This window comes from Pseudomonas sp. PsB, from assembly GCF_043658375.1.
GTDB lineage: Bacteria > Pseudomonadota > Gammaproteobacteria > Pseudomonadales > Pseudomonadaceae > Aquipseudomonas > Aquipseudomonas putida_Z.
Map to the genome: position 1 here is coordinate 206,534 of NZ_JBIGLU010000006.1, position 26,228 is coordinate 232,761.

At 63.9% G+C, this 26,228-nt stretch carries 23 protein-coding genes; 11 read left to right on the forward strand and 12 right to left on the reverse strand.

All coding sequences use genetic code 11. The annotated features are described in order from the left end of the window. The first annotated feature begins 1 nt into the window (after position 1). On the forward strand, positions 2 to 1,111 hold the full coding sequence (locus tag ACGLHT_RS11255; RefSeq protein WP_274120968.1) for an agmatine/peptidylarginine deiminase: 1,110 nt from the start codon (positions 2 to 4) through the stop codon (positions 1,109 to 1,111). 118 nt (positions 1,112 to 1,229) lie between these two features. Here the strand turns inward: ACGLHT_RS11255 and ACGLHT_RS11260 are convergent, their stop codons facing one another. Both ACGLHT_RS11260 and ACGLHT_RS11265 read right to left on the reverse strand, forming a co-directional pair. Beyond that, the gene (locus ACGLHT_RS11260; RefSeq protein ID WP_075046368.1) at positions 1,230 to 1,763 is read right to left on the reverse strand and encodes a cytochrome b/b6 domain-containing protein; all 534 of its coding nucleotides are present in this window, start codon (positions 1,761 to 1,763) and stop codon (positions 1,230 to 1,232) included. Then, positions 1,760 to 2,026, reverse strand: coding sequence for a PepSY domain-containing protein (locus ACGLHT_RS11265; RefSeq protein WP_274120967.1), 267 nt, complete (start codon positions 2,024 to 2,026; stop codon positions 1,760 to 1,762). The genes ACGLHT_RS11260 and ACGLHT_RS11265 overlap by 4 nt, the downstream gene beginning before the upstream one ends. Before the next feature lie 175 nt (positions 2,027 to 2,201). Between ACGLHT_RS11265 and ACGLHT_RS11270 the strand changes: the two genes are divergently transcribed. After that, entirely contained in the window at positions 2,202 to 3,380 is a 1,179-nt protein-coding gene (locus tag ACGLHT_RS11270; protein ID WP_274079102.1) for an acetyl-CoA C-acetyltransferase, read from the forward strand. A 136-nt stretch (positions 3,381 to 3,516) separates the two neighbouring features. Here ACGLHT_RS11270 and metE read toward each other — a convergent pair whose 3' ends face one another. Then, positions 3,517 to 5,808, reverse strand: coding sequence for a 5-methyltetrahydropteroyltriglutamate--homocysteine S-methyltransferase (gene metE / locus ACGLHT_RS11275; protein WP_274120966.1), 2,292 nt, complete (start codon positions 5,806 to 5,808; stop codon positions 3,517 to 3,519). 314 nt (positions 5,809 to 6,122) lie between these two features. Here metE and ACGLHT_RS11280 point away from each other — a divergent pair, with 314 nt between their 5' ends. Next, positions 6,123 to 7,610 (forward strand): methylenetetrahydrofolate reductase C-terminal domain-containing protein, encoded by a 1,488-nt coding sequence (locus ACGLHT_RS11280; protein WP_274120965.1) that lies wholly within the window; start codon positions 6,123 to 6,125, stop codon positions 7,608 to 7,610. Here ACGLHT_RS11280 and yjiA read toward each other — a convergent pair. From yjiA to ACGLHT_RS11295, 3 genes are all read right to left on the reverse strand, one after another. Then, positions 7,570 to 8,547: a GTPase gene (yjiA, locus tag ACGLHT_RS11285; RefSeq protein WP_015271793.1), complete on the reverse strand. Its 978-nt coding sequence runs from the start codon at positions 8,545 to 8,547 to the stop codon at positions 7,570 to 7,572. The genes ACGLHT_RS11280 and yjiA overlap by 41 nt on opposite strands. 185 nt (positions 8,548 to 8,732) lie before the next feature. Continuing rightward, the gene (locus ACGLHT_RS11290) at positions 8,733 to 8,930 is read right to left on the reverse strand and encodes a YbdD/YjiX family protein (protein WP_013974210.1); all 198 of its coding nucleotides are present in this window, start codon (positions 8,928 to 8,930) and stop codon (positions 8,733 to 8,735) included. Positions 8,931 to 8,943: 13 nt separating this feature from the next. Beyond that, a complete protein-coding gene (locus ACGLHT_RS11295) occupies positions 8,944 to 11,010 on the reverse strand; it encodes a carbon starvation CstA family protein (RefSeq protein ID WP_024087740.1) in 2,067 nt (688 codons plus the stop codon). A 178-nt stretch (positions 11,011 to 11,188) separates the two neighbouring features. Here ACGLHT_RS11295 and ACGLHT_RS11300 point away from each other — a divergent pair, with 178 nt between their 5' ends. Both ACGLHT_RS11300 and ACGLHT_RS11305 read left to right on the forward strand, forming a co-directional pair. Then, positions 11,189 to 11,551, forward strand: a complete 363-nt coding sequence (locus ACGLHT_RS11300) for a PilZ domain-containing protein (protein WP_137162409.1) — start codon at positions 11,189 to 11,191, stop codon at positions 11,549 to 11,551. A 263-nt stretch (positions 11,552 to 11,814) separates the two neighbouring features. Further along, a complete protein-coding gene (locus ACGLHT_RS11305) occupies positions 11,815 to 13,332 on the forward strand; it encodes a nucleobase:cation symporter-2 family protein (protein WP_025340639.1) in 1,518 nt (505 codons plus the stop codon). Between the two features lie 175 nt (positions 13,333 to 13,507). Here the strand turns inward: ACGLHT_RS11305 and radA are convergent, their stop codons facing one another. Next, positions 13,508 to 14,878 carry a DNA repair protein RadA gene (radA, locus tag ACGLHT_RS11310; protein ID WP_003251626.1) on the reverse strand — a complete coding sequence of 457 codons (1,371 nt, stop codon included), beginning with the start codon at positions 14,876 to 14,878 and terminating at the stop codon, positions 13,508 to 13,510. A 177-nt stretch (positions 14,879 to 15,055) separates the two neighbouring features. Here radA and mscL point away from each other — a divergent pair, with 177 nt between their 5' ends. Then, positions 15,056 to 15,475 (forward strand): large-conductance mechanosensitive channel protein MscL, encoded by a 420-nt coding sequence (mscL, locus tag ACGLHT_RS11315; protein WP_137162411.1) that lies wholly within the window; start codon positions 15,056 to 15,058, stop codon positions 15,473 to 15,475. A 135-nt stretch (positions 15,476 to 15,610) separates the two neighbouring features. Here mscL and ACGLHT_RS11320 read toward each other — a convergent pair whose 3' ends face one another. Then, positions 15,611 to 16,387, reverse strand: coding sequence for a ferredoxin--NADP reductase (locus tag ACGLHT_RS11320; protein ID WP_025340641.1), 777 nt, complete (start codon positions 16,385 to 16,387; stop codon positions 15,611 to 15,613). A 212-nt stretch (positions 16,388 to 16,599) separates the two neighbouring features. On the opposite strand from ACGLHT_RS11320, the gene ACGLHT_RS11325 reads away from it, so the two are divergent. Together ACGLHT_RS11325 and ACGLHT_RS11330 are read left to right on the forward strand one after the other, a co-directional pair. Next, positions 16,600 to 17,307 carry an autoinducer binding domain-containing protein gene (locus ACGLHT_RS11325; protein WP_137162412.1) on the forward strand — a complete coding sequence of 236 codons (708 nt, stop codon included), beginning with the start codon at positions 16,600 to 16,602 and terminating at the stop codon, positions 17,305 to 17,307. Between the two features lie 96 nt (positions 17,308 to 17,403). Next, positions 17,404 to 18,528, forward strand: a complete 1,125-nt coding sequence (locus ACGLHT_RS11330; RefSeq protein ID WP_137162413.1) for a methyltransferase — start codon at positions 17,404 to 17,406, stop codon at positions 18,526 to 18,528. Between the two features lie 131 nt (positions 18,529 to 18,659). Here the strand turns inward: ACGLHT_RS11330 and ACGLHT_RS11335 are convergent, their stop codons facing one another. Genes ACGLHT_RS11335 through ACGLHT_RS11345 form a run of 3 tightly spaced genes read right to left on the reverse strand, consistent with a single transcriptional unit; the run spans position 18,660 to position 21,272 of the window. Beyond that, positions 18,660 to 18,815 carry a DUF2474 domain-containing protein gene (locus ACGLHT_RS11335; RefSeq protein WP_008094148.1) on the reverse strand — a complete coding sequence of 52 codons (156 nt, stop codon included), beginning with the start codon at positions 18,813 to 18,815 and terminating at the stop codon, positions 18,660 to 18,662. Between the two features lie 9 nt (positions 18,816 to 18,824). Then, on the reverse strand, positions 18,825 to 19,832 hold the full coding sequence (gene cydB / locus ACGLHT_RS11340) for a cytochrome d ubiquinol oxidase subunit II (RefSeq protein WP_025340644.1): 1,008 nt from the start codon (positions 19,830 to 19,832) through the stop codon (positions 18,825 to 18,827). Positions 19,833 to 19,835: 3 nt separating this feature from the next. Then, entirely contained in the window at positions 19,836 to 21,272 is a 1,437-nt protein-coding gene (locus ACGLHT_RS11345) for a cytochrome ubiquinol oxidase subunit I (RefSeq protein ID WP_025340645.1), read from the reverse strand. Between the two features lie 344 nt (positions 21,273 to 21,616). Between ACGLHT_RS11345 and ACGLHT_RS11350 the strand changes: the two genes are divergently transcribed. The 3 genes from ACGLHT_RS11350 (at position 21,617) to trmA (ending at position 25,495) form a co-directional block, all read left to right on the forward strand. After that, entirely contained in the window at positions 21,617 to 22,837 is a 1,221-nt protein-coding gene (locus ACGLHT_RS11350) for an MFS transporter (RefSeq protein WP_025340646.1), read from the forward strand. Positions 22,838 to 23,117: 280 nt separating this feature from the next. Continuing rightward, positions 23,118 to 24,413: an NCS2 family permease gene (locus ACGLHT_RS11355; RefSeq protein ID WP_015271803.1), complete on the forward strand. Its 1,296-nt coding sequence runs from the start codon at positions 23,118 to 23,120 to the stop codon at positions 24,411 to 24,413. Continuing rightward, complete coding sequence (gene trmA / locus ACGLHT_RS11360; protein WP_025340647.1) at positions 24,410 to 25,495, forward strand: tRNA (uridine(54)-C5)-methyltransferase TrmA; 1,086 nt, start codon at positions 24,410 to 24,412, stop codon at positions 25,493 to 25,495. The genes ACGLHT_RS11355 and trmA overlap by 4 nt, the downstream gene beginning before the upstream one ends. 126 nt (positions 25,496 to 25,621) lie before the next feature. Here the strand turns inward: trmA and pcaG are convergent, their stop codons facing one another. After that, positions 25,622 to 26,227 (reverse strand): protocatechuate 3,4-dioxygenase subunit alpha, encoded by a 606-nt coding sequence (gene pcaG, locus ACGLHT_RS11365; protein ID WP_015271805.1) that lies wholly within the window; start codon positions 26,225 to 26,227, stop codon positions 25,622 to 25,624. Between the last annotated feature and the right edge of the window lies 1 nt (position 26,228).

Genomic DNA, 26,228 nt, shown 5'->3' on the forward strand with positions numbered 1-26,228 from the left:
CATGCCAAGCCGTAGAACCTTCCTGCAACTTTCGCTCGCCGCCGGCCTCGGTGCCAGCCTCGGCCTGCCGCTGGGCCTGGCCCGCGCCGAAGAACCGGGGCGCTGGTTCATGCCGGACGAAGGCGAGCCGCAGCAACGCGCATTCATCGCCTTCGGCGCCCAGGATGCGATCTGGGAGGACTTCACCGCCGATGTGCAGGCCGCCCTCGGTCGCATCGCCCAGGCCATTGCGCGCTATCAGCCAGTGACGGTGTTCTGCAGGGCCAGCGAGCGCGAGCTGGCCGAGCAACACTGTGCCAGCCAGCGCACAAGTTTCGTCGAGTGCGAGCTGGACGACATCTGGATGCGCGACATCGGCGCCAACTTCGTCGTCGATGATGACGGAGCCCTGGCGGCGGTGGACTTCAATTTCAATGGCTGGGGCAACAAGCAACGTCACCGCAACGATGCCCAACTGGCCAGGCGCGTAACCACGCTGGCCGGTGCCCGCTACCAGCGCAGCGACCTGGTGGGTGAAGGCGGCGCCATAGAGGTGGACGGCCACGGCACGGGCATCATGACCGAGAGCAGCTGGGTCAACGCCAACCGCAACAAGGGCTGGAGCAAGGCCGAGATCGAGGCGGAGCTCAAGGAGCGCCTGGGGCTGAGCAAGATCATCTGGCTACCGGGCATCGCCGGCCAGGACATCACCGACGGGCACGTGGACTTCTATGCCCGCTTCGTCAGGCCGGGGGTGGTGATTGCCAACCTGGATAACGACCCGGACTCGTATGACTACGCCGTGACGCGCAAGCACCTGGAGATCCTCAAGCGAACCACCGATGCCGAGGGCCGCAGGTTGCAGGTGCACGTCGTGTCGCCGCCGCTGCACGGGCGGCGCAACAGGTTCAGCAAAGGCAATGACGACTTTGCCGCTGGGTACATCAACTACTTCGTGATCAATGGCGCGATCATTGCGCCACAGTTTGGCGATGGGGCAGCGGACGAGAAAGCGCGGGGGCTGCTGGCGGCGTTGTATCCGGGGCGGGATATCGTACAGCTGGATATCGATGCCATTGCTGCGGGGGGCGGGGGGATTCACTGTGTGACCCATCAGTGCCCGGCGGTGTAGCAGGTGTTGCCTGTGCTGGCCTCTTCGCGGGTAAACCCGCTCCCACAGGTACTGCGCAAACCTTGAGTTTTGCACAGTCCTTGTGGGAGCGGGCTTGCCCGCGAAGAGCCCGCCACAGTCAATCGCGGTGCCGACGGCGCCCCGTGATCATCGACCACGGCAGGTTTTCCCGCATGCGCACGCTCTCGTAGATGGCCGCCAGCACATGCACGCAAACCAGCACCAGCAGCGCGTTGGCCAGCCAGCTGTGCAGGTCCATCGGCCAGTCGACACCAAACAGCGCGTCCACCTCCTGCGACGCCCACCCGGTAAGGCCCAGACCGGCAATGCAGGTCAGCATCAGCACCATCACCAGGGCGCCAATCGGCGAATGCCCCATGTGATGGTCAAGCTCCCCATGCAGCAGCGCCCGGGCATGGCCGACCAGGCTTGCCGGGGTTGGCCAGAAGTCGGCCCAACGCGCGCTGCGTGGCCCGACAAAGCCCCAGATCACACGCACCACCACAACGGCCAGTGCGTAGTAACCCAGCCACTGGTGCCAGTCTTCACCTTCTTCGTTGAAGAAGTAGTTGGCGAAGAACACCACGGCGATCGACCAGTGGCACAGCCGCAGTAGGGGGTCCCACAGCTGTACCGTGCCGTCGCTGTTCAATCGTGGTACTCGGTCTTGACTGCCTTGCCCGTCACTGGGTCATGGTAGATCTCGACCTTCTTGCCATCCTTGTCGAAACCGTAGATCTCGTAGCAGTTACCCTTGGTGACCTTGAACTTGTTGATCTTGTAGCCCTGCTTCTTGAGCTGCGCCTGGAATTTTTCCTGATCCTGCCAGGTGCTTTTGTCAGCGGTGGTGCATTCGGTGGCGGCGAATGCGGTGCTGCTGGCGATCAAGAGGGTCATGGCGATCAATGTACGCATGGGCATGAACTCCATTCAGATGAGTGTAAAAGCGCATCCCTCAGCATAGTTCTGCAGGCCGCTTTACGCTCATTCATTTGCTTTACACATCAATCGCAAAGAAAAACAAACTTAACAAATGAGCCAAAGCCACCGATGCTTGAGGCATCACGCCCATCGCACGGAGAACAACAACATGAACGACGTGGTCATCGTCGCAGCAACCCGTACCGCCATCGGCAGCTTCCAGGGCGCCTTGGCCACTGTGCCTGCAGTAGACCTGGGTGCCGCCGTGATCAAGCGCCTGCTGGAACAGACCGGGCTGGCCCCGGAGCAGGTCGACGAAGTCATCCTCGGCCAGGTACTTACCGCCGGTGCCGGGCAGAACCCGGCACGCCAGGCCGCGATCAAGGCCGGCCTGCCCTTCAGCGTACCGGCAATGACCCTGAACAAGGTTTGCGGCTCGGGCCTGAAGGCACTGCACCTGGCCGCTCAGGCCATCCGTTGCGGTGACGCCGAGGTAGTCATCGCCGGCGGCCAGGAGAACATGAGCCTTGCCCCCTACGTGATACCGTCGGCCCGCACCGGCCAGCGCATGGGCCATGGCCAGCTGATCGACAGCATGATCACCGACGGCCTGTGGGATGCCTTCAACGACTACCACATGGGTATCACTGCCGAAAACCTGGTGGACCAGTACGGCCTCAGCCGTGAGCAGCAGGATGCCTTTGCCGCCGAGTCGCAGCGCAAGGCGGTAGCGGCGATGGAGGCCGGCCGCTTCGATGATGAAATCACCCCGATCGTGCTGCCGCAGAAAAAGGGAGAACCCAAGGTGTTCGCGCGGGACGAGCAGCCACGCCCGGACACCACCGCCGAATCCCTGGGCAAACTGCGCCCGGCGTTCAAGAAGGATGGCAGCGTCACCGCCGGCAACGCCTCGAGCCTGAATGACGGCGCCGCCGCCGTGCTGCTGATGAGCGCCGCCAAGGCCAAGACCCTTGGCCTGCCGGTGCTGGCCAGGATCGCGGCTTATGCCAGTGCCGGTGTAGACCCGGCGATCATGGGCATCGGCCCGGTTTCGGCCACCCAGCGCTGCCTGGACAAGGCCGGCTGGCAATTGGCCGAGCTGGACCTGATCGAAGCCAACGAAGCCTTTGCCGCGCAGGCGCTGGCCGTGGGCAAGGCGCTGGAATGGGATGCCGCGCGGGTCAACGTGAATGGCGGGGCGATTGCCCTTGGCCACCCGATTGGTGCGTCCGGGTGCCGGGTGCTGGTGACCCTGCTGCACGAGATGATCAAGCGGGACGCCAGAAAAGGCCTGGCAACCCTGTGCATTGGTGGCGGGCAAGGCGTGGCCTTGGCAATCGAGCGTTGATCACAGATTGAATTGAACAGGCCTGACCCTTTCGCGGGTAAACCCGCTCCCACAGGGACCCCACTGAAGCTGAATCCAGTGGGGGCCCTGTGGGAGCGGGTTTACCCGCGAAAGGGCCGGTACAGCCAGCGAAGAATCAGGCAGTGGCACGCAGCTCGCGGGCAGCTGCGACCATGTTCACCAGCGCTGCCTCGGTCTCCGGCCAGCCACGGGTCTTCAGCCCGCAATCCGGGTTGACCCACAGGCGCTCGGCCGGGATACGCCGGGCAGCCTTGCGCAGCAGCTTGACCATTTCCTCACGGGTCGGCACCCGTGGCGAGTGAATGTCATACACACCCGGACCGATCTCGTTGGGGTAGGCGAACCGCTCGAACGCCGCCAGCAGCTCCATGTCGGACCGCGAAGTCTCGATGGTGATCACGTCGGCATCCATCGCCGCGATCGACTCGATCACATCGTTGAACTCGCTGTAGCACATGTGGGTGTGGATCTGGGTTTCGTCACGCACCCCCGAGGCACACAGGCGGAAGGCCTCGGTGGCCCACTCCAGGTAATGGGCCCAGGCGCCGTGGCGCAGCGGCAGGCCTTCACGGAAGGCCGCTTCGTCGATCTGCACGATCCTGATACCCGCCGCTTCCAGGTCGACCACTTCGTCGCGGATCGCCAGCGCCAGCTGGCGCGCCTGCACTTCGCGGCTCACGTCTTCACGCGGGAACGACCACATCAGCATGGTCACCGGGCCGGTCAGCATGCCCTTCATCACCTTGCTGGTCAGGCCCTGGGCGTACTTTATCCATTCCACGGTCATGGCCTTCGGCCGGCTCAGGTCGCCAACGATCACCGCAGGCTTCACGCAGCGCGAACCATAGCTCTGCACCCAGCCGAAGCGGGTGAACACATAGCCATCGATCTGCTCGGCGAAGTACTCGACCATGTCGTTGCGTTCGGCCTCGCCGTGCACCAGCACATCCAGGCCCAGGTCCTCCTGGATTTTCACCGCATGGCGGATCTCGCTGTGCATGGCCTCGACGTAATCGGCCTCGGTCAGCTTGCCCTGCCTGTAGGCCTGGCGTGCCAGGCGAATCGCCGAGGTCTGCGGGAACGAACCGATGGTGGTGGTCGGGAACGCCGGCAGGTCGAGCCCCGCACGTTGCTTGGCGATACGTTGGGCAAACGCCGACTGACGCTGGCTGTCAGCGGGCTTGATGGCCGCCAGGCGGGCCTGCACGGCCGGCTTGTGAATACGCGGCGAAGCGGCGCGGCTGGCCTGCACGGCCTGGCTCTGGGCCAGTGCGGCGACCACATCGTCGGCGTGCGGGGCATTGATGGCCTTGGCCAGCAGCGCCACTTCCTGGCACTTCTGCACGGCGAAGGCCAGCCAGCTGTGCAGTTCGGCATCAAGCTGGTCTTCACGGTCCAGGTCCACCGGGCTGTGCAGCAGCGAGCAGGAAGGCGCCACCCACAGCCGCTCACCCAGGCGCTCATGGGCATGGCGCAGCACCTCCAGCGCCTTTTCCAGGTCGCAGCGCCAGACGTTGCGGCCGTTGACCAGGCCCAGCGACAGCACCTTGTAGGCCGGCAGGCGGTCGAGGATGGTCGGGTACTGCTCGGGCGCACGTACCAGGTCGATGTGCAGGCCATCGACCGGCAGGTTGGCGGCCAGGCCCAGGTTGTCTTCCAGGCCGCCGAAGTAGGTGGCGATCAGCTTCTTCAGTGGCGCCCGCTGAAGGATGTTGTAGACCCGCTCGTAGGCATTCTTCCAGTCCTGAGGCAGGTCCAGGGCCAGGATCGGCTCATCGATCTGCACCCATTCCACGCCTTGGGCAGCCAGCCGGTTGAGGATCTGGTCATACAGCGGCAGCAGGCGATCGAGCAGCTCCAGCTTGTCGAAATCGCCACCCTTGGCCTTGCCCAGCCAAAGGTAGGTCAGCGGGCCGATAACCACCGGCTTGACCGCGTGGCCCAGGGCCTGGGCTTCTGCCACTTCTTCGAACAGCTGCTCCCAGCTCAGGGCGAACTGCTGGTCGGCGGTGAATTCGGGGACCAGGTAGTGGTAGTTGGTGTCGAACCACTTGGTCATTTCCTGGGCGTGCGCGCCGCCACAGCAGCTGTCACCCACAGCGCCACGCGCCATGGCGAACAGGGTCTGCAGGGTGGGCCTGGCAGCGTCGTGGCTGCGAAAGCGCTGCGGGATCACGCCGAAGGTCAGCGAGTGGGTCAGCACCTGGTCGTACCAGGCGAAGTCGCCGACCGGCAGCAGTTCGATGCCGGCGTCTTTCTGCACCTGCCAGTGGCGGGCACGCAGCTCGCGGCCGACGGTGCGCAGGCCGGCTTCGTCGAGTTCACCTTTCCAGAAGGCTTCCTGGGCCTTTTTCAGCTCGCGGTCGCGGCCGATACGTGGAAAGCCCAGGTTGTGTGCCAGTGCCATGTCTTGTCCCTCAGCATGCATAAATGAATGAGGGGATTTTCCGGGAGGCGCCATCTTGAGACAAACTCATTAAATTTGAGATGAAATCAAGGTTTTCTCATGTTCATGTTGTTGTGCTGCCTGTACCGGCCCTTTCGCGGCTAAAGCCGCTCCTACAGGTACCGCGCCACCCTGTGGGAGCGGCTTTAGCCGCGAAAGGGCTGGCACAGGCAAACCCGATGTCTCATTCAGAGCAGCACCCTGCGCATCCGGACATGACCCCACCCGCCTTCTGCCGCACAATGCCACCCTGACCAAACCAGGTACCCGGCCCCATGAGCCTGCTGAAAACCGCGCTGCGCGAAAACACCTTCGTCTGCGTCATGGAGTTCGTTCCCAAGCCCTCCGCAGAACGCTTCGCCGCCATGGACGCGATCCTGGCCCGTGCGCACCTGTGCGGCTGGCCGATGACCGTGGCCATCGGCGATCGCGTCGGCAGCCCGCTGGACATGTCGCCACTGGACGCCCTCGCCTCGTTCAGCAACCGGGTACCCGCCCTGCCGCACTTCTCCGGCAAGGACCGCGAACGCCACCACCTGCTCGCCCAACTGCAACGCATGGATGCCGCCGGCCTCGACCAACTGTTGCTGCTCACCGGCGACCGCCTGCCGGGCCACCAGCCCGGCCAGCGCCCGGTGCGCTACCTGGAATCGGTCGCAGCCCTGCAGATCGCCCGCCAGGCCTGCCCACACTGGCTGCTTGGCGCGGCGCTCAACCCGTTCAAGTACTGCGAGGAAGAAGGCGGCGCCCAATACTTCAAGGCCGAGAAAAAACTGGCGGCGGGCGCCGACTTCCTCACCCTGCAACTGGGTTTCGATGCCAGCAAACACCAGGAAGCCATGCACTGGATGAACCGCCAGGCCGCGCCCAGGCCGATGCTGGCCTGCCTGATGAGCCTCACTCACGGGCGCGCGACGATGCTCGAGCACGTGGCCGGCGTGACCGTCACGCCGTCCATGCGCGACATGCTGGAAGCGGAAGCGGCGCAGTCCAAGGCCTTTGCCCAGGCACGCAGCGTCGACCGCCTGGCCTTGCAGATCATCGGCGTGAAGCTGATGGGCTACGCCGGCGTGCATCTGTCGGGGGTTCACGAACTCAAGCAACTGCTGGCCCTGGAGGCACGCATCGAACACTGGCAGGCGCAAATCCACACACTGGAACAATGGGCGCCGGCCTGGCAGGCCAGCTGGCAGATGCCCGGCCTGCCGGCAGTCAGCTTCCATCCGCCGCAGGCAAGCTGGCGCCAGGGCGAGTCACGGGTCGATGCCTCGTTCAAGGAGAAAGCGCGCTATCACCTGATGCACGGCATGCATTCGCTGCTGTTCAGCCGCCGCAATGGCCTGAGCAAGGCATTTGGCTGGGCTGTGCGCCAGCCGATGTGGGCTACCCGCCTTGGCGCGCAGGTGCTGCACAAGGTGGAACACGCGGTGAAGCACCCGCTGGTAGGCTGCGACACCTGCGGCCGCTGCCGCCTGGAGGACACCCTGTACATCTGCCCGGAAACCTGCCCCAAGGGCCTGGCCAACGGCCCCTGCGGCGGCACCGCGCTGAACCGCTGCGAGTTCGGCGACCGCGAATGCATCCACAGTGTCAAGTACCGCACCGCCAAGGCGGTGCGACAGACGGCGCTACTGACCGAGCGCCTGATCCCGTGCATCGAGCTCGAGACACGCCACCGCAGCTCATGGCCGCAGTGGTTCCAGGCCCAGACGCCGCGTCAGCTCAGCCCGCAGCCAGCGCCTCGAACCCAGCCCGAATCGTAGCTTCGGGCAGTTCGTCTGCAATGAACACCATCACGCTCTCGCGGGTTTCCCCCTCGGCCCATTCGGCGTCCCAGTCGAAACCATAGAGCTTGAGCACACCCTGGAACACCAGCTTGCGCGCTTCACCGGCAATGTTCAGCACGCCCTTGTAGCGCAGCAACTGCTTGCCGTGGGTTTCCAGCAGTTCGTTCATGAAGTCGCTGAGGCGGTCGATGTCCAGCGCGCTTTCCGTGCGCAGCACCAAGGTGGAGATCCGGTCCGGGGTAGCGGGCTTGAGCAGCGGGCGTAGCGCTGGCTTCAGGTTCGCGCCCAGATCGGGGTTGAGGTTGAAACCACGCACATCCAGCAGCTCGGCCAGGTCGATGCGACCATGCTCGACCACGCGGATCGCAGCGCGGCCATTGATGCGGGCCAGGCGCTCGCGCAGGGCCTCGACCGCAGCGGGCTCGACCAGGTCGGTCTTGCTCAGCAGCAGGCGATCGGCAAAGCCGACCTGGGCCTGGGCGATGGTCTGGGTCAGGTGCAGCTCGGCGTGGGCGGCATCGACCAGGGTGATGATGCCGTCGAGGATGTAGCGCTCACGCAGCTCTTCGTCGATGAAGAAGGTCTGTGCCACTGGCGCCGGGTCGGCCAGGCCGGTGCATTCGATTACCAGGCGGTCGAAGGCGATCTCGCCGGCATCCAGGCGTTCGAGCAGCAGGTACAAGGCGCGGGTCAGGTCGCCGTGGATGCTGCAGCACACGCAGCCATTGGCCAGGGTCATCACCTGCACCGGCTCGTCGCCCAGCAGCTGGCTGTCGATGCCGGCCTCGCTGAATTCGTTTTCGATCACGGCGATCTTCAGGCCGTGCTCGGCCTTGAGCATGTGCTTGAGCAAGGTGGTCTTGCCGGCACCGAGGAAGCCAGTGAGTACGGTTACGGGAATAGGCGTCTGCACGCAGAATATCTCCTGTGCAGTGAAATGGACGGGGGGAGCGCGATCCCTGTAGGAGCGGCCTTGTGTCGCGATCGGGCCGCAACGCGGCCCCGGATTTTCAGCTTCGCAGCCAAAATTGCCGGGGCCGCGTTGCGGCCCGATCGCGACACAAGGCCGCTCCTACACAGTACCGCGCTAGCCTGGACTTAGCAGCACTTGGGCCCGGACTTGCCGCCATAACGCGCTTCCTGGCGTTCGCGGAAGAACTCCTCGTACGTCATGACCGGCTTGTCCGGGTGCTTGGTCTGCATGTGCTCGACGTAGTTGTCGTAGTCGGGCATGCCGACCATCAGGCGGGCTGCCTGCCCCAGGTACTTACCCAGTCGACCCAGGTCGTTGAACATCGCAGCAGTCCTCTCAAGCGTCAGGCAGGGCCTGGAACGGGGTTTCCTTGTCGGTGCGCTCCTTGCGGCCGAGGGCGGCGAAACCGACCTTGACAGCGAAGAACAGCACGCTGAACACCACCACCAGGAACAGCACGGTCAGGCCGGCGTTGGTGTAGGCGTTGAAGATCACGTGCTGCATCTGCCCGATGTCCTTGGCCGGGGCCAGTACCTGGCCGGCATCCAGCGCGGTGCTGTACTTCTTGGCCAGGGCCAGGAAGCCGACTGCCGGGTTCGGGTCGAACAGCTTGATCAGGCCTGCGGTGGTGGTGCAGATCAGCAGCCACACGGCCGGCAGCAGGGTGACCCAGACGTAGCGCTGACGCTTCATCTTGATCAGCACCACGGTGCCGAGCATCAGGGCGATACCGGCCAGCATCTGGTTGGAGATACCGAACAGCGGCCACAGGGTGTTGATGCCACCCAGCGGGTCGATCACGCCCTGGTACAGCAGGTAGCCCCACAGGGCCACGCAGCCGGCAGTACCGATCAGGTTGGCAGTCCACGATTCGGTGCGCTTGAGCGCTGGCACGAAGCTGCCCAGCAGGTCCTGCAGCATGAAGCGCCCGGCACGGGTGCCGGCGTCTACCGCGGTGAGGATGAACAGCGCCTCGAACAGGATCGCGAAGTGGTACCAGAAGGCCATGGTGTTTTCACCCGGCAGCACCTGGTGCAGGATCTGCGCGATACCTACGGCCAGCGTCGGCGCACCACCGGCACGGGCCAGCACGGTGTGCTCGCCAATGTCGCGGGCGGTGGCCTCGAGCTGCTCAGGGGTGATCAGGAAGCCCCAGCTGCTCACCGTTTGCGCAACCGACGCCACGTCTGCACCGACCACTGCGGCCGGGCTGTTCATGGCGAAGTACACGCCTGGCTCGATCACCGAGGCGGCGACCATGGCCATGATGGCAACGAACGATTCCATCAGCATGCCGCCGTAGCCGATGTAGCGGGCGTTGGTTTCGTTGTCCAGCAGCTTCGGCGTGGTCCCCGAGGAGATCAACGCGTGGAAGCCGGACACCGCGCCACAGGCAATGGTGATGAACAGGAACGGGAACAGGGTGCCCTTCCACACCGGGCCGGTGCCGTCGGTGAACTGGGTCAGCGCCGGCATCTTCAGCTCGGGCGCGATGATCAGGATACCGATGGCCAGGCCGACGATGGTGCCGATCTTGAGGAAGGTCGACAGGTAGTCACGTGGCGCCAGTACCAGCCATACCGGCAGTACCGCGGCGACGAAGCCATAGCCCACCAGCATCCAGGTGATCTGCACGCCGGTGAAGGTGAACGCCGGGCCCCAGGTCGGGTCTGCGGCAATCTGGCCCCCCAGCCAGATCGAAGCCAGCAGCAGCACCACGCCGATGACCGAGATCTCTCCGATATGGCCCGGGCGGATGTAGCGCATGTAGATGCCCATGAACATCGCGATCGGGATGGTCGCCATCACCGTGAACATGCCCCACGGGCTTTCGGCCAGGGCCTTGACCACGATCAGCGCCAGCACCGCGAGGATGATGATCATGATCAGGAAGCAGCCGAACAGGGCGATGGTGCCCGGGATGCGGCCCATCTCCTCGCGCACCATGTCGCCCAGCGAACGGCCGTTGCGGCGGGTGGACAGGAACAGGACCATGAAGTCCTGCACCGCACCGGCCAGCACCACGCCGGCTATCAGCCACAGCGTGCCGGGCAGGTAGCCCATCTGCGCGGCGAGTACCGGGCCGACCAAGGGCCCTGCGCCAGCGATGGCGGCGAAGTGGTGACCGAAGAGGATGTGTTTGTTGGTCGGGACGTAGTCCAGGCCGTCGTTGTTGAGCACCGCCGGGGTGGCACGGCGTGGGTCGAGTTGCATCACCTTGGTGGCGATGAACAGGCTGTAGTAGCGATAGGCGACCAGGTAGATGGCCACTGCCGCGACCACGATCCACAAGGCATTGATCGCCTCGCCGCGACGCAGGGCAACCACACCCAGCGCACAGGCTCCTATGACTGCCAGCGCCAGCCACGGAATGTGGCGTAGCAGGCTATTATTGTTGTTCATGGTTTGCTTCCAGCTGGTGGATTGGAAAAGACCGCCCATCGAGTCTAGGGCGTGTCATCGCGCATTGCCACACTTGCTTTGGTCTAGAGCCTCTGCGGCCAGATTGCGGTACCTGATGTACATACCACTCTAACTATAGTCAGGATGTCACCTGAGGACCTATGCGAGGATCTACCCCATGAGCGATCACGACGAACGCCGCCGTTTCCAGCGCATCGACTTTGACGCCCCAACCGAACTGCGCCAGGGCGTGAAACGCTGGCCTGCCAAGCTGCTGGACCTTTCACTCAAAGGTTTGCTGATCGAACGCCCGGCAAATTGGGATGCCGACCTGACCCAGGATTTCGATGCCATCATTCACCTGGCCCCCGATGCACGGGTACAGATGCAGGTTGAACTGCGCCATGAGGAACCAGACCGCCTGGGCTTCATCTGCCTGTACATCGACGTCGAGTCGATGACTCATCTGCACCGTCTTGTGGAATTGAACGTGGCCGACAGCACCGAAATGATGCGTGAGCTGCGCGAACTCATCGAATAATGAAATCTCTTAGCTAGCTAATGGCTTCCCCACCTTGTGTTTCCTGTCTACCCAGACAGCTTTAAGCCTGGGTAGCAGCGTTTTGTACACACCCCTCTAGCACAGCCTCTGACGAGTTGGTACGCCTTCTGCATTGGGTTCCCGCACACCTTGCGGGCGCTCTTGTGCGCGCTCCGATCAAAATATTGTATACAATTCTTGTGGCAATCATTTGTAGGAAGTGTCTACAGTAGCACCACAACAATAAACAGAGAGCCTGCTCCATGACTACGTCCCCTAGCACGTCTCCCGCCAAGCGCCCCGAGGATGAAAACCTCGGCCTTGGTGCCAACCTGGCCTATGGTCTGCAGCATGTGCTGACCATGTACGGGGGGATCGTCGCGGTACCCCTGATCCTGGGGCAGGCCGCGGGCCTGAACGGTGCCGAAATCGGCATGCTGATTGCCGCTTCGTTGTTTGCCGGTGGCCTGGCCACCCTGCTGCAAACCCTCGGCCTGCCGTTCTTCGGCTGCCAGTTGCCGCTGGTGCAGGGCGTGTCGTTCGCCGGTGTGGCAACCATGGGTGCAATCCTCAGTAGCGAGGGCGGCGGTGGCCTGCCAGGCGTGCTCGGCGCGGTCATGGCAGCCTCGCTGATCGGTTTTCTGATCACCCCGGTGTTCTCGCGCATCACCAAGTTCTTCCCGCCGCTGGTAACCGGCATCGTCATCACCACCATCGGCCTGACCCTGATGCCCGTGGCCGCTCGCTGGGTGATGGGTGGCAACAGCGCCTCACCGGAATTCGGCAGCGTGGCCAACATCGGCCTGGCAGCCCTGACCTTCGCCATCGTGCTGCTGCTGAGCAAGCTGGGCAGCGCGGCGATCTCGCGCCTGTCGATCCTGCTGGCCATGGTGGTCGGTACCCTGATCGCCTGGGCGCTGGGCATGGCCGACTTCAGCAAGGTCACCGAAGGCCCGATGCTCGCCTTCCCCACGCCGTTCCATTTCGGCATGCCGGAATTCCACATCGCCGCGATCCTGTCGATGTGCATCGTGATCATGGTGACCCTGGTGGAAACCTCGGCCGACATCCTCGCCGTGGGTGAGATCATCGACACCAAGGTCGACTCCAAGCGCCTGGGCAACGGCCTGCGCGCCGACATGGCCTCGAGCATCCTGGCGCCGATCTTCGGCTCGTTCACCCAGAGCGCGTTCGCCCAGAACGTCGGCCTGGTAGCCGTGACCGGGGTCAAGAGCCGCTACGTGGTGGCCACAGGTGGCGTGATCCTGGTGGTGCTCGGCCTGCTGCCGATCATGGGCCGGGTGATTGCCGCAGTCCCTACTCCGGTACTGGGTGGCGCGGGCATCGTGCTGTTCGGCACCGTGGCGGCCAGCGGTATCCGCACCCTGTCCAAGGTCAGCTACAAGAACAACGTCAACCTGATCATCGTCGCTGCCTCGCTGGGCTTCGGCATGATCCCGATTGCCGCACCGACCTTCTACCACCACTTCCCGAACTGGTTCGAGACCATCTTCCACTCGGGCATCAGCTCGGCGGCGATCATGGCCATCCTGCTGAACCTGATCTTCAACCACTTCACCGCCGGCAACTCGGACCAGCAGTCGGTGTTTGCCGCCGCGTACGAGCGCACCATCCAGTACTCGGACATTTCAGCGCTGCGTGATGGCGACTACTTCAAGGATGGCAAGCTGTTCGATGCCGAGGGTAATGAAGTGCCGATGCTGGAACTGGACGAGCATGGCAATGAAACGGTCAGGCGCAGTGCGGTTGCCGAGCATTGACTGCTGACTGAGCGGTGAGGTGGGGGCCGACGCGCATCGTCGGCCCCTTTTTCATTTTGCCTGTGCCGGCCCTTTCGCGGGTAAACCCGCTCCCACAGGGTTTGCGCAATCCTGAAGCTGATGCGGTACCTGTGGGAGCGGGTTTACCCGCGAAGAGGCCGGTACAGGCCACGAATTATTCAAACAGCGCATCCAGGGCCTGCTCCAGCCGGGTAACGGCAATCACCTGCAACCCTGCCGGAGCCTCTTTCGGCGCATTGCCCTTGGGCACGATGGCCCGCTTGAAACCATGCTTGGCGGCTTCCTTCAAACGCTCCTGGCCACTGGGCACCGGCCGCACCTCGCCCGACAGGCCGATCTCGCCAAACACCAGCAGGCCATGGGCCAGGGGCCGGTTGCGCAGGCTGGACATCACCGCCGCCAGCAACGCCAGGTCCGAGGCGGTTTCCAGCACCTTCACCCCGCCCACCACGTTGAGGAACACATCCTGGTCATGGGTGGGAATACCGCCGTGGCGGTGCAGCACTGCCAGCAACATGGCCAGGCGGTTCTGGTCCAGGCCCAGGGTCACCCGGCGCGGGTTGGCCAGGTGGCTGTCGTCGACCAGCGCCTGCACCTCCACCAGCATCGGCCGGGTACCCTCCCAGGTCGCCATCACCACGCTGCCCGGTACTTCCTCCTGGGTGCGGTTGAGGAAGATCGCCGAGGGGTTGGACACCTCCTTCAGGCCGCGGTCGGTCATGCCGAACACACCCAGCTCGTTGACCGCGCCAAAACGGTTCTTCACCGCCCGCAGCAGGCGCAGGCGGCCATCGGACTCGCCCTCGAAATACAACACAGTGTCGACCATGTGCTCGAGTACCCGCGGGCCGGCCAGCGAGCCTTCCTTGGTCACGTGGCCGACCAGGAAGATCGCCGTGCCGCTCTGCTTGGCGTAGCGCACCAGCAACGCCGTGCTTTCGCGCACCTGGGCCACGCCGCCGGGTGCCGATTGCAGCTGCTCGGTGAAAATGGTCTGGATCGAGTCGATCACCATGACCCGCGGTTTCTCGACACGGGCCGTGGCGATGATGGTCTCGATGCAGGTTTCGGTCATGACCTTGAGCTGGTCCTGGGGCAGGCCCAGGCGCCGGGAGCGCATGGCCACCTGCTGCTGCGACTCCTCGCCGGTGACATACAGCGCCGGCATGCCCACGGCAATGTTGCACAAGGTCTGCAGCAGGATGGTCGACTTGCCGATGCCGGGGTCACCACCGATCAACACCACCGAGCCATCCACCAGGCCACCGCCCAGCACGCGGTCCAGTTCGGTACTGCTGGTGGTGAAGCGCGGGATTTCCTCGACGCTGACTTCAGCCAGGGTCTTGATCTGCGCCTGCTGCCCGGTCCAGCCGGCACGGCCGCTACTGGGCGCAGCGGCGCCGCCGCTTTCGATCATGGTCTCGACCAAGGTGTTCCAGGCGCCGCATTCGCCACACTGGCCGGCCCATTTGGGGAAGGTCGCACCGCACTCGGTGCAGCCATACAAGCGCTTGGCCTTGGCCATGGCTGGGGTCTCCTGGAAAAAAACCGCCATGATAGCCGAGCCGGACGTGCCTCGAACGCCTCGGGATGCGACAAAACTATTCGTTCTAACAGCAGTCTGTGGCCCTGAGCACAACGCATGAAGCGTTTGAGTGGCTTACACTGCGTAAACCTTACCTTTTGTTACAAGGAACCAAACATGGGCATGATCAGTGAATTCAAGGCCTTCGCGGTCAAAGGCAATGTCGTCGACATGGCGGTTGGTATCATCATCGGCGCGGCCTTCGGCAAGATCGTCTCGTCTTTCGTCGGTGACGTGGTCATGCCGCCACTGGGCCTGTTGATCGGTGGCGTGGACTTCAGCGACCTGGCAATTACTCTGAAGGCTGCCGAAGGTGACATTCCGGCCGTGGTGCTGGCGTATGGCAAGTTCATCCAGACCGTGATCGACTTCCTGATCGTGGCCTTTGCCATCTTTATGGGGGTGAAGGCGATCAACCAGCTCAAGCGTGAAGAGGCCGTGGCGCCGACTGCACCGCCTGTGCCGACTGCAGAAGAGACCTTGCTGACCGAGATCCGCGACTTGCTCAAGGCGCAGAATCAGAACCGCTTGCCTTGAGATTGCCGGGGGCTGCCTTGCAGCCCTATCGCGACACAAGGCCGCTCCTACAAGGTTTTTGCATCTCCCAGGAAATAGCGGTTCCTGTAGGAGCGGCCTTGTGTCGCGATGGGCCGCAAAGCGGCCCCCACGGCCTTACCAGTAGTTCTCCACAGCCACCTGCCCCGGCCGCTTGCTCAGGCTCAATTGCAGGTCGCGCGCCTTCAGTACCTTGCGCGTTTCATCAATCATCTCTGGGTTGCCACACAGCATCACTCGCGAATGTTCCGGCGACAGTTCCAACCCCGCCGCCTTCTCCAACTCGCCATTCTCGATCAGCGTGGTAATCCGCTGGTTCAACGCCCCCGGGTGCGGTTCACGGGTCACCACCGGAATGAACTGCAACTTGCCGGCGAATTCGGCCAGGTAATCGCGCTGCTCCAGCCCGGCGATTTCATCCACATAAGCCAGCTCTTTCGCTTCGCGCACCGAGTAGACCAGCTTGATGTTGTCGAAACGCTCCCAAGCCTCGAAGTCCTGCAGGATCGACATGAACGGCGCAATGCCAGTACCGGTCGCCAGCAACCACAGGTCGCGGCCACCGACGAAGCGGTCGAGGGTGAGGAAGCCGAAGGCCTGGCGGTCGATCAACAGGGTATCGCCTGCCCCCAACCGGCTCAGCTCGCTGGTGAATTCCCCGCCTGGCACCACGATGGAGAAGAAGTCGAGGTGCTCGTCATGCGGCGCGCTGACCATGGAATAGGCGCGCCACACCACGCTGCCATCGGCCTTGGTCACGCCAAGGCGGGCAAACTGGCCGGAACGGAAGCGGAACCCCGCATCGCGCGTAACCCGCAGGCTGAAGAGGTTCGGCGTGAGTGGCTGAACATCGAGCAGGGTCTGGCGGGTGAACTTTTCGGCGCTAGCGGTCATATCGGGCTCCAGGTTTGGCGTGCGCACAGTGTCGCGCAAAGTGGCGCGGATAAAAACCACTGCTTTGTAGGGCCTCATCTGCGGCGATCCTGCCGAAGTCGCATCGTATCCTGACCGCTATAACAAAAAAATCTCAGCACATTGGTAGGTCTTTTCCTACAATCATGCGGGCACCCAAACGGACTGGACCTGAGGCACAAGGAGTATTTCAGATGCGCCACTGGAAAACCGAGTATCTTTGTGCGTTCGACGCCGAACGCTGCCCACAGAAGTTGTTCGGCATGGCCGTGCATATGGCGCAGGATCTGGGCATGGAGTACGTGGGGCTGAACATTCGCATCCAGATCGCTACGCAAACACCCCACCTGTTCCTGTACAGCAACTACCCCAGTGAATGGATCGAGCGCTACCAGCGCGAAGACCTGTACAAGCAGGACCCGGCTGCCGATTTGAGCCACAAATCCACCATGCCTGTGCTATGGACCGATGACCTGTATCGCGAGGCTCCGCAATTTCGTGAAGCTGCCTGCCAGAGCGGTTTGCGCCATGGCTGGACGCAGTCATTGCACGACCAGCAGCACAACGAAAGCCAGATAAGCGTGGCCAGGTCCACCAAGCCCATCAGTATTGTCGAACTCTACAGAAAGGCCGGCAGTGTGCAGTGGCTGAGTCACAAACTGCATGAGGTGATCAGCGCACATCACCTCACTGCACTATGCCCGCCGCAGCCGAAGTTGAGCGATCGGGAACTGGAAGTGCTGAAATGGTCGGCCGCCGGCAAGACCGCCGCCGACGTTGCCTGCATCCTGTCACTGTCGCAAAGCACGATAAACTTCCATATCCGCAGTGTCATCACCAAGACCAACGCCGCCAACAAGGCCGCCGCCATCGCCATCGCCGCCCTGCGTGGCTGGATCTGACCTTCAAACCTGCGACCTTGGGCAAAGCCCTGTAGAATCGCCCGGCAAAGCCCGGGGCGAACCGCAACGGGCAGTTTCGTACCCGAGCCAGACGCCATGCCCCTGTTGACCACCCCATACGCCGAACTCGACCTGATCCGCCAGCCGGAACAGGCCAACGACCCGCTGCAGGCTTTCGATGCCGCCGACGAGTACCTGCTTGCGCAGCTGCACGAACAGGCTCCAGGGGCCGACTGCCGGGTACTGGTGCTCAATGACAGCTTCGGCGCCCTGGCCGCCAGCCTGGCGGGCAAGCTGCAGGTAGTCAGCAGTGGCGATTCACACCTGGCGCACCTGGCCCTGGAAAAGAACTTGGCACGCAACGGCCTGCCATTTGACAGTGTGCCGTTCGTGCCGGCCAGCGAACACTGGCAAGGCCCGTTCGACCGAGTACTGGTGCGCGTGCCCAAGACCCTGGCCCTGCTCGAAGAACAACTGATCCGCCTGCAAGGCCACCTGGCGCCCGGTGCGCAGGTGATTGCCGGGGCGATGATCAAGCACCTGCCACGGGCGGCCGGTGACCTGATGGAGAAGTACATCGGCCCGGTGCAAGCCTCGCTGGCACAGAAAAAGGCCCGCTTGCTGACCGCGACGGTGGCCGATCGGCCGGTCGCCCGCTCGCCCTACCCTAGCCGCTACCGCCTCGACGCGCCGGCGCTGGAGCTGCTGAACCACGCCAACGTGTTCTGCCGTGAGGGGCTGGATATCGGCACGCGGGCGTTCCTGCCGCACCTGCCCCGCGAACTGGGCCGCGCGCGGGTGGCGGACCTGGGCTGTGGCAACGGCGTGCTGGCGATCGCCAGCGCCCTGGCCAACCCGGATGCCCAATACACCCTGGTCGACGAGTCGTACATGGCGGTGCAATCGGCGCGGGAGAATTGGCAGGCCGCGCTGGGCGAGCGCCCGGCGGTGTTCGAGGCAGCCGATGGGTTGGCGGGGGTAGAGAAGCAATCGCTGGACGTGGTGCTGTGCAATCCGCCGTTCCACCAGCAGCAGGTGGTGGGCGATTTCCTCGCCTGGCGCATGTTCCAGCAGGCGCGTGAGGCGTTGGTGGTGGGTGGGGCGCTGTATATCGTGGGTAACCGGCACCTGGGCTATCACAGCAAGCTGGCGCGGTTGTTCCGAGGGGTGGAGCAGGTGGCGGCAACGCCCAAGTTCGTCATCCTTAAAGCCCGTAAATAGGCTTGGGGGCTGCTTTGCAGCCCATCGCGACACAAGGCCGCTCCTACAGGGAGACGCGACAATCTGAATGATCGCGGTCCCTGTAGGAGCGGCCTTGTGTCGCGAAAGGGGCGCAAAGCGCCCCCATTGGTTCAATGGGTGGTCAGCCCCGCAGCCCCCATGAACAGGCGCATCACGTAGGCCGCCACGCCCAGGGCCGCCACGCTCATCGCCCAGATCAGCAGCAGCCAGCCCAGGCGCTGCCACAGGGGTTTCTTCTCGTCCAAGCCATGCTTGCCGGTCATCATGCAGCCCTCCTAGTGATAGCCGTCTTCATGGGTCACCTTGCCGCGGAACACGTAGTAGCTCCAGAAGGTATACATGAGGATGAACGGCAGGATGAACAGTGTGCCCACCAGCATGAAGCCCTGGCTCTGCGGTGGTGCCGCGGCATCCCAGATCGAGATCGACGGCGGGATGATGTTCGGCCACAGGCTGATGCCCAGGCCGCTGTAACCGAGGAAGATCAGCACCAACGTCAGCAGGAACGGCGTGTAGTGCGCATTGCGCGCCACCGCCTTGAGCAACCCGTAGAAGGTCACCAGCACCAGGATCGGCACCGGCATGAACCAGACCAGGTTAGGCATGCTGAACCAGCGGTCGGCGATCTGCGGGTAGGCGATCGGTGTCCACAGGCTGACGATGCCGATCACTACCAGCAGCACCAGCGCCAGCGGCCGGGCGATGTCGTGCATCTTCTGCTGCAGCGACCCTTCGGTCTTCATGATCAGCCAGGTGCAGCCCAGCAGGGTGTAGGCAACGATCAGCCCCAGGCCACAGAACAGGCTGAACGGGGTCAGCCAGTCAAGGGTGCCACCGGCGAAATGCCGGTCGACCACCTTGAAGCCTTCGAGGAAGGCACCCAGCGCCACGCCCTGGAAGAAAGTGGCGATCAACGAACCCCAGATGAACGCCTTGTCCCAGATGTGGCGCTTGTCGGCCTTGGCCTTGAAGCGGAACTCGAAGGCCACGCCGCGGAAGATCAGGCCGATCAGCATCAGGATCAATGGCAGGTAAAGGGCCTCCAGCACTACCGAGTAAGCCATCGGGAACGCCCCGAACAGCCCGGCACCGCCCAGCACCAGCCAGGTCTCGTTACCGTCCCACACGGGGGCGACGGTGTTCATCATCACATCTCGGTCCTGCTCGCCCTTGACGAACGGGAAGAGCATGCCGATCCCCAGGTCGAAACCATCCATCACCACGTACATCATGACGCCGAAGATGATGATCACGGCCCAGATCAGCGAAAGGTCGATACCCATGGCTCAGTTCCCCTTGCTCAGGCTGGCGGAGTTGGCCTCTCGGCCATCATCGGCGGCGGACAGCGGCCGCGCCGGCGTGCGTTTGGTGCCAGGGCCACCAGGTTTGTGCTCGTCACCCTCACCGGTCTGCGGCCCTTTGCGCACCAGGCGCATCATGTAGCCAAGGCCAGTGCCGAACAGGGCGAAGTACACCACCACGAAGGCCACCAGGGTGAAGCCGAGCTGGGCGTAACTGTGGTTGGACACACCGTCTGCCGTGCGCATCAGGCCATACACCACCCAGGGCTGGCGGCCGATTTCGGTGGTGAACCAGCCGGCCAGCAGCGCGATCAGCCCGGAAGGGCCCATCCACAGGGCCAGGTACAGGAACGGCCGCGAGGTGTAGAGCGTGCCGCGCTTGCGCAGCCAGAGGCTCCACAGGCCGACGAAGATCATCAGGAAGCCCAGCCCGACCATGATCCGGAACGACCAGAAGACGATGGTCGAGTTGGGCCGGTCTTCGGGCGGGAACTCCTTCATCGCCGGCACCTGCTTGTCCAGGCTGTGGGTCAGGATCAGGCTGCCGAGCGCCGGGATCTCGAGCTTGAAGCGGGTGGTTTCGGCCTGCATGTCGGGAATGCCGAACAAGATCAGCGGGGTCGGCTCACCGGGCACGTTCTCCCAGTGGCCTTCGATCGCGGCGATTTTCACCGGCTGGTGCTTGAGCGTGTTGAGGCCATGGAAGTCACCGATCACCGCCTGGATCGGGGCGACGATCAGCGCCATCCACATGGCCATCGACAGCATCTTGCGCACCGCCGGGTTGTCACGCCCGCGCAGCAGGTGCCAGGCCGCCGAGGCACCGACGAAGAACGCGGTGGCAACGAACGCGGCCGTGGCCATGTGCATCAGGCGGTAGGGGAACGAGGGGTTGAATACCACCGCCAGCCAGTCCACCGGCACCACCCGGCCATCGATGATCTCGTGGCCTTGCGGGGTCTGCATCCAACTGTTGGAGGCAAGGATCCAGAAGGTCGAGACCAGGGTGCCGAGCGCCACCATCACCGTGGAAAAGAAGTGCAGGCCACGGCCGACGCGGTTCCAGCCAAACAGCATGACCCCCAGGAAGCCAGCCTCGAGGAAGAACGCGGTCAGCACCTCGTAGGTGAGCAGCGGGCCGGTAATGGCGCCGGCGAAGTCGGAGAAGCGGCTCCAGTTGGTGCCGAACTGGTAGGCCATGACTAGGCCGGAAACCACCCCCATGCCGAAGTTGACGGCGAAGATTTTCGACCAGAAGTGATAAAGGTCACGGTAGACCTGGTTGTTGGTCCGCAGCCAGAGGCCTTCGAGGACCGCCAGGTAGCTCGCCAGGCCAATGGTGATGGCCGGGAACAGGATATGGAACGACACGGTAAAGGCGAACTGCATTCGGGCGAGCTCTAAGGCCTCTATTCCGAACATGGTGCTTCCTCTTCAGATAATCCGGCGTCCGGGCCGCTGGCCCCGTCGCCCACTGCCCCCACGGTAGTCGAGTGCGGCGCGTTGGAATTGTTCTGTTCGATCGCAGGGATTTCGGCCCAAGGGCCCGATCGTTACATCTGGAACGATTGACCCAGATCAACGATTGCTAGGAAGCATAGTCCTGAATGGCCCGCCGGGCCGTGTGGTTGATTGCCGCGTGACCGGTTGCCCCACCCCCTTTCATGACGCGTGAAAAAGTGCCGACCCCGGCAAACAGTAACCGTTTGTTACAAACAGATGATACGCTGCGCACCCCTCTACTGCGCCGAGGCCCCTGGTTTCCGATGTCCGATTCCGCACCGCAGTTGTTGCGTCACCACCGCCCTTTCCTGGCCTTCTGGCTGGCCCGCGTGTTCACCGCCAGCGGCTTCCAGATGCTCACCGTGGCCATTGGCTGGCACCTCTACCAATTGACCGGCAATGTGCTGGACCTGGGCCTGGTCGGCCTGGTCGAGTTCGCCCCACGGGTGCTGTTCATGCTCCACACCGGGCATGTCGCCGACCGCTATGACCGGCGCAAGGTCGCTGCGCTGTGCCAGAGCCTGCAGGGGCTGATAGCCCTGGCACTGGCGCTGGGCAGTGCCACCGACAACGTCACCCGCGAGCTGATCTTCGCCCTCGCCTTCCTGCTCGGTGCCACGCGTTCGTTCGAAATGCCGGCGACCCAGGCGCTGCTGCCCAATGTGGTACCGGCCGGGCTGTTCCCACGCGCGGTGGCGGCTTCGGCCTCGGCCACCCAGTCGGCAACCATTGTGGCGCCGGCGGTGGGCGGCTTCCTGTATGCCTTCGGCAGCATCTGGGTATACGGCCCCACCGTGGCCCTGTACGCCATCGCCTGCGTGCTGACCCTGAGCCTGCAGGCACGCGGCCAGGTGGCCCAGCGCGGGCGCGCCAGCATCGAATCGCTGCTGGCCGGCATCCGCTTCATTCGCAGCCGGCCCGACATCCTCGGCGCCATCTCGCTGGACCTGTTCGCCGTACTGCTGGGCGGGGCCACCGCGCTGCTGCCGGTGTTCGCCAAGGACATCCTGCTGACCGGCCCGCTGGGCCTCGGCCTGCTGCGCTCGGCGCCAGCGGTGGGGGCATTGCTGATGTCGCTGTGGCTGGCGCGCTTCCCGTTCGAGCGCAACGTGGGGCGGACCATGTTCACGGCAGTGGGCGTGTTCGGCGTGGCGACCATCGCCTTCGGCCTGTCGACCTCGTTCTGGTTCTCGCTGGCAGTGCTGGTGGTGCTGGGTGCGGCGGACATGATCAGCATGGTTATCCGCGGCGCCTTCGTGCAGCTGGAGACGCCGGATGAAATGCGCGGGCGGGTGAGCGCGGTGAACGGCTTGTTCATTGGCGCTTCGAACCAGCTCGGCGAGTTCGAATCGGGGGTGACCGCGCACTGGTTTGGCACAGTGCCGGCGGTGGTGCTGGGTGGGGTGGGTACGTTGGTGGTGACCGGGGTGTGGATAAAACTGTTCCCGACACTGGCCAAGCGGGACCGGTTGCATAACGGTTGATCTGTAGCCTGTACCGGCCCTTTCGCGGGTAAACCCGCTCCCACAAGGACCGCGCCGCCTTCAGCCCTGGTGGAATATCTGTGGGAGCGGGTTCACCCGCGAAGAGGCCGGCACAGGGAAAAAATTACCATTCCCCAACGGCCATAGGCCCCCGCCAAGCATGCTGGTATGATGCGCGGCTTTTTTCCGCCCCACACAAAACCACGGCAACCGGTACGGTCTGTGCTTTGCTGATGGGGTCGATACATTCATGGCGCCGGGGGCGCCTCGGGGAGCGGGCATGCTGGAAAGGCTGTTTCAACTAAAAGCACACAACACCAATGTGCGCACCGAGATTCTCGCGGGCGTCACCACCTTCCTGGCCATGGCCTACATCCTGTTCGTCAACCCGAGCATCCTCGGCGAGACCGGCATGGACAAGGGTGCGATCTTCGTCGCCACCTGCCTGGCCGCGGCCATCGGCTCGGTGACCATGGGCCTGATCGCCAACTACCCGATCGCCCTGGCGCCGGGCATGGGCCTGAACGCGTTCTTCACCTACACCGTGGTCCTGCACATGGGCCACACCTGGCAGGTGGCACTGGGTGCGGTGTTCCTGTCGGCGGTGATGTTCTTCCTGCTGTCGATCTTCCGCATCCGCGAATGGATCGTGAACAGCATCCCGCTGCCGCTGCGTTCGGCCATTGCCGCGGGTATCGGCCTGTTCCTGGCATTGATCGCCCTGCATAACGCAGGCATCGTCGTCGATAACCCAGCCACCCTGGTGGGCCTGGGCGACCTCAAGCAGCCGGCACCGATCCTCGCCACCCTGGGCTTCTTCCTGATCGTCGGCCTCGAGTCGCTGAAAGTGCGCGGCGCCGTGCTGATCGGCATTCTCGCCGTAACCATCGCCTCGATCCTGATGGGCGTGACGCCCTTCGGCGGCGTGGTCTCGATGCCGCCATCGCTGGCCCCGACCTTCCTGCAGCTGGACATCGCCGGCGCGCTGGACGTGGGCCTGGTCAGCGTGATCTTCGCCTTCCTGTTCGTCGACCTGTTCGACAACTCCGGCACCCTGATCGGCGTGGCCAAGCGCGCAGGGCTGATGGGCAAGGACGGCCACATGCCGAAGATGGGCCGTGCCCTGATCGCCGACAGTACCGCCGCCATGGCCGGCTCCCTGCTGGGCACCTCGACCACCACCAGCTACATCGAATCCGCCGCGGGCGTGAGCGCCGGTGGCCGCACCGGCCTGACCGCCATCGTGGTCGCCGTGCTGTTCCTGCTGGCGCTGTTCTTCGCCCCGCTGGCCGGTAGCGTGCCGGCCTTCGCCACCGCCCCGGCGCTGCTGTTCGTCGCGGTGCTGATGGCCTCGGGCCTGGCAGAAATAAACTGGGACGACGTCACCGAAGCCGCACCGGTGGTAGTGACCGCCCTGGCCATGCCGCTGACCTACTCGATCGCCAACGGCATCGCCTTCGGCTTCATTTCCTGGACCGCCGTCAAGCTGATCTCCGGCCGCCACCGCGACCTGAACCCGGCTCTGGTGATCCTTTCCATCCTGTTCGTCATCAAGCTGGGCTGGTTCAACGCATGAGTGCTGCTTTCGACCCCTCCTCCTACACCACCCAGCTGGACGCCAAGGTGGCCCGGCTGCGCGAGCTGCTGGCGCCGTTCGGCGCGCCGGAGCCGGCCGTTTTCGACTCGCCGCGCGAGCATTACCGCCTGCGCGCCGAATTCCGCCTGTGGCGCGAGGATGGCCAGCGCCACTACGCCATGTTCGCCCCGGGCGAGAAGCACAAGGCGATCCTGATCGACGACTTCCCCATCGCCAGCCAGCGCATCAATGCACTGATGCCGCGCCTGAAGGCGGCCTGGCAGGCCAGCGAGGAACTGGGCAACCGCCTGTTCCAGGTGGAGTTTCTCACCACCCTGGCTGGCGATGCCATGGTCACCCTGTGCTACCACCGCCCACTGGACGAGGCCTGGGAAACGGCCGCACGGCAGCTGGCCGAGGACCTGGGCGTGAGCATCATCGGCCGCTCCAAGGGCAAACGCCTGGTCATCGGCCGTGACTACGCGGTGGAAAAACTCGACGTCGCTGGCCGTGTGTTCAGCTACCGCCAACCGGAAGGCGCGTTCACCCAGCCCAACGGCGCGGTGAACCAGAAGATGCTGAGCTGGGCCTTCGAGGCCATCGGCGAGCGCGACGACGACCTGCTGGAGCTGTACTGCGGCAACGGCAACTTCACCCTGCCGCTGGCCACCCGCGTGCGCCAGGTGCTGGCCACGGAAATCAGCAAGACCTCGGTCAACGCCGCGCTGAGCAACCTCGACGAGAACGCTGTGGATAACGTGCGGCTGGTGCGCCTGTCGGCAGAAGAGCTGACCCAGGCGCTGAATGAGGTGCGGCCGTTCCGCCGGCTGGAAGGCATCGACCTGAAGAGCTACGCGTTCGGTACGGTGTTCGTCGACCCGCCACGGGCGGGGATGGACCCGGACACCTGCGAGCTGACCCGGCGTTTCGAGCGGATCCTGTACATCTCGTGCAACCCGGAAACGCTGGCGGCGAACATTGCCCAGTTGCAGGACACCCACCGCATCGAACGGTGTGCGTTGTTTGACCAGTTCCCCTATACCCACCATATGGAGAGTGGGGTTTTGCTGGTTCGGCGCTGACCTTCAGATCGCCGGGGCTGCTTTGCAGCCCATCGCGACACAAGGCCGCTCCTACAGGAAGAACGCGATTCCCTGTAGGAGCGGCCTTGTGTCGCGATGGGCCGCAAAGCGGCCCCGAGGCCCGACTCAGAAGTCGAAGAACACCGTCTCCCCTTCCCCCTGAATACGGATATCGAAGCGATACGCCGTCTTCCCGTCCACCTCGCAACGCTTGGCCACCAGGGTCTCGCGCCGCTGCGGCTGCTCGATCAGGTTGAGCACCGGGCACTTGGCATTGGCCTCGGCCTCGTCATCGAAATACAGCCGCGTGTGCAGGTGGATGTTGATCCCCCGGGCAAACAGGCTGATGTTGATGTGCGGCGCCATCGGCACGCCCGCAGCGTTGTTCACCACACCCGGCTTGACCGTGTGCAGGGTCCACTCACCGGCATCGAAGGTGGTGGCGGTGCGGCCGAAGCTGTTGAAGGCGTTTTCCAGGTTGTAGGCATCCTGGTACTCGCCGTTGGCATCGGCTTGCCACACTTCCAGGAACGAATCGCGCACCAGGTGGCCGTTACCGTCATACACCTGGCCGATCAGCAGGATGTGCTCGCCCGGCGCGTCCGGCTTGGCCAGGCGGTTCCAGATTTCCTGGTCGCGGGTCGGGTTGCCGGCCGCTTCCAGGGCCAGGCCGATGTGCACGTAGGGGCCGGCGGTCTGCGAAGGGGTTTCCGGCAGCAGTTCGATTGGCATG

Bases quoted from the DNA above. Each gene is read 5' to 3' on its own strand.
- ACGLHT_RS11355 (WP_015271803.1), top strand. From the start codon at position 23,118: ATGCTGGAAAGGCTGTTTCAACTAAAAGCACACAACACCAATGTGCGC.
- ACGLHT_RS11280 (WP_274120965.1), top strand. From the start codon at position 6,123: ATGAGCCTGCTGAAAACCGCGCTGCGCGAAAACACCTTCGTCTGCGTC.
- mscL (WP_137162411.1), top strand. From the start codon at position 15,056: ATGGGCATGATCAGTGAATTCAAGGCCTTCGCGGTCAAAGGCAATGTC.
- ACGLHT_RS11255 (WP_274120968.1), top strand. From the start codon at position 2: ATGCCAAGCCGTAGAACCTTCCTGCAACTTTCGCTCGCCGCCGGCCTC.
- ACGLHT_RS11335 (WP_008094148.1), bottom strand. From the start codon at position 18,815: ATGATGACCGGCAAGCATGGCTTGGACGAGAAGAAACCCCTGTGGCAG.
- ACGLHT_RS11350 (WP_025340646.1), top strand. From the start codon at position 21,617: ATGTCCGATTCCGCACCGCAGTTGTTGCGTCACCACCGCCCTTTCCTG.
- ACGLHT_RS11295 (WP_024087740.1), bottom strand. From the start codon at position 11,010: ATGAACAACAATAATAGCCTGCTACGCCACATTCCGTGGCTGGCGCTG.
- ACGLHT_RS11320 (WP_025340641.1), bottom strand. From the start codon at position 16,387: ATGACCGCTAGCGCCGAAAAGTTCACCCGCCAGACCCTGCTCGATGTT.
- metE (WP_274120966.1), bottom strand. From the start codon at position 5,808: ATGGCACTGGCACACAACCTGGGCTTTCCACGTATCGGCCGCGACCGC.
- ACGLHT_RS11300 (WP_137162409.1), top strand. From the start codon at position 11,189: ATGAGCGATCACGACGAACGCCGCCGTTTCCAGCGCATCGACTTTGAC.
- ACGLHT_RS11345 (WP_025340645.1), bottom strand. From the start codon at position 21,272: ATGTTCGGAATAGAGGCCTTAGAGCTCGCCCGAATGCAGTTCGCCTTT.
- pcaG (WP_015271805.1), bottom strand. From the start codon at position 26,227: ATGCCAATCGAACTGCTGCCGGAAACCCCTTCGCAGACCGCCGGCCCC.
- cydB (WP_025340644.1), bottom strand. From the start codon at position 19,832: ATGGGTATCGACCTTTCGCTGATCTGGGCCGTGATCATCATCTTCGGC.
- ACGLHT_RS11325 (WP_137162412.1), top strand. From the start codon at position 16,600: ATGCGCCACTGGAAAACCGAGTATCTTTGTGCGTTCGACGCCGAACGC.
- ACGLHT_RS11305 (WP_025340639.1), top strand. From the start codon at position 11,815: ATGACTACGTCCCCTAGCACGTCTCCCGCCAAGCGCCCCGAGGATGAA.
- ACGLHT_RS11290 (WP_013974210.1), bottom strand. From the start codon at position 8,930: ATGTTCAACGACCTGGGTCGACTGGGTAAGTACCTGGGGCAGGCAGCC.
- radA (WP_003251626.1), bottom strand. From the start codon at position 14,878: ATGGCCAAGGCCAAGCGCTTGTATGGCTGCACCGAGTGCGGTGCGACC.
- ACGLHT_RS11270 (WP_274079102.1), top strand. From the start codon at position 2,202: ATGAACGACGTGGTCATCGTCGCAGCAACCCGTACCGCCATCGGCAGC.
- ACGLHT_RS11265 (WP_274120967.1), bottom strand. From the start codon at position 2,026: ATGCGTACATTGATCGCCATGACCCTCTTGATCGCCAGCAGCACCGCA.
- trmA (WP_025340647.1), top strand. From the start codon at position 24,410: ATGAGTGCTGCTTTCGACCCCTCCTCCTACACCACCCAGCTGGACGCC.
- ACGLHT_RS11330 (WP_137162413.1), top strand. From the start codon at position 17,404: ATGCCCCTGTTGACCACCCCATACGCCGAACTCGACCTGATCCGCCAG.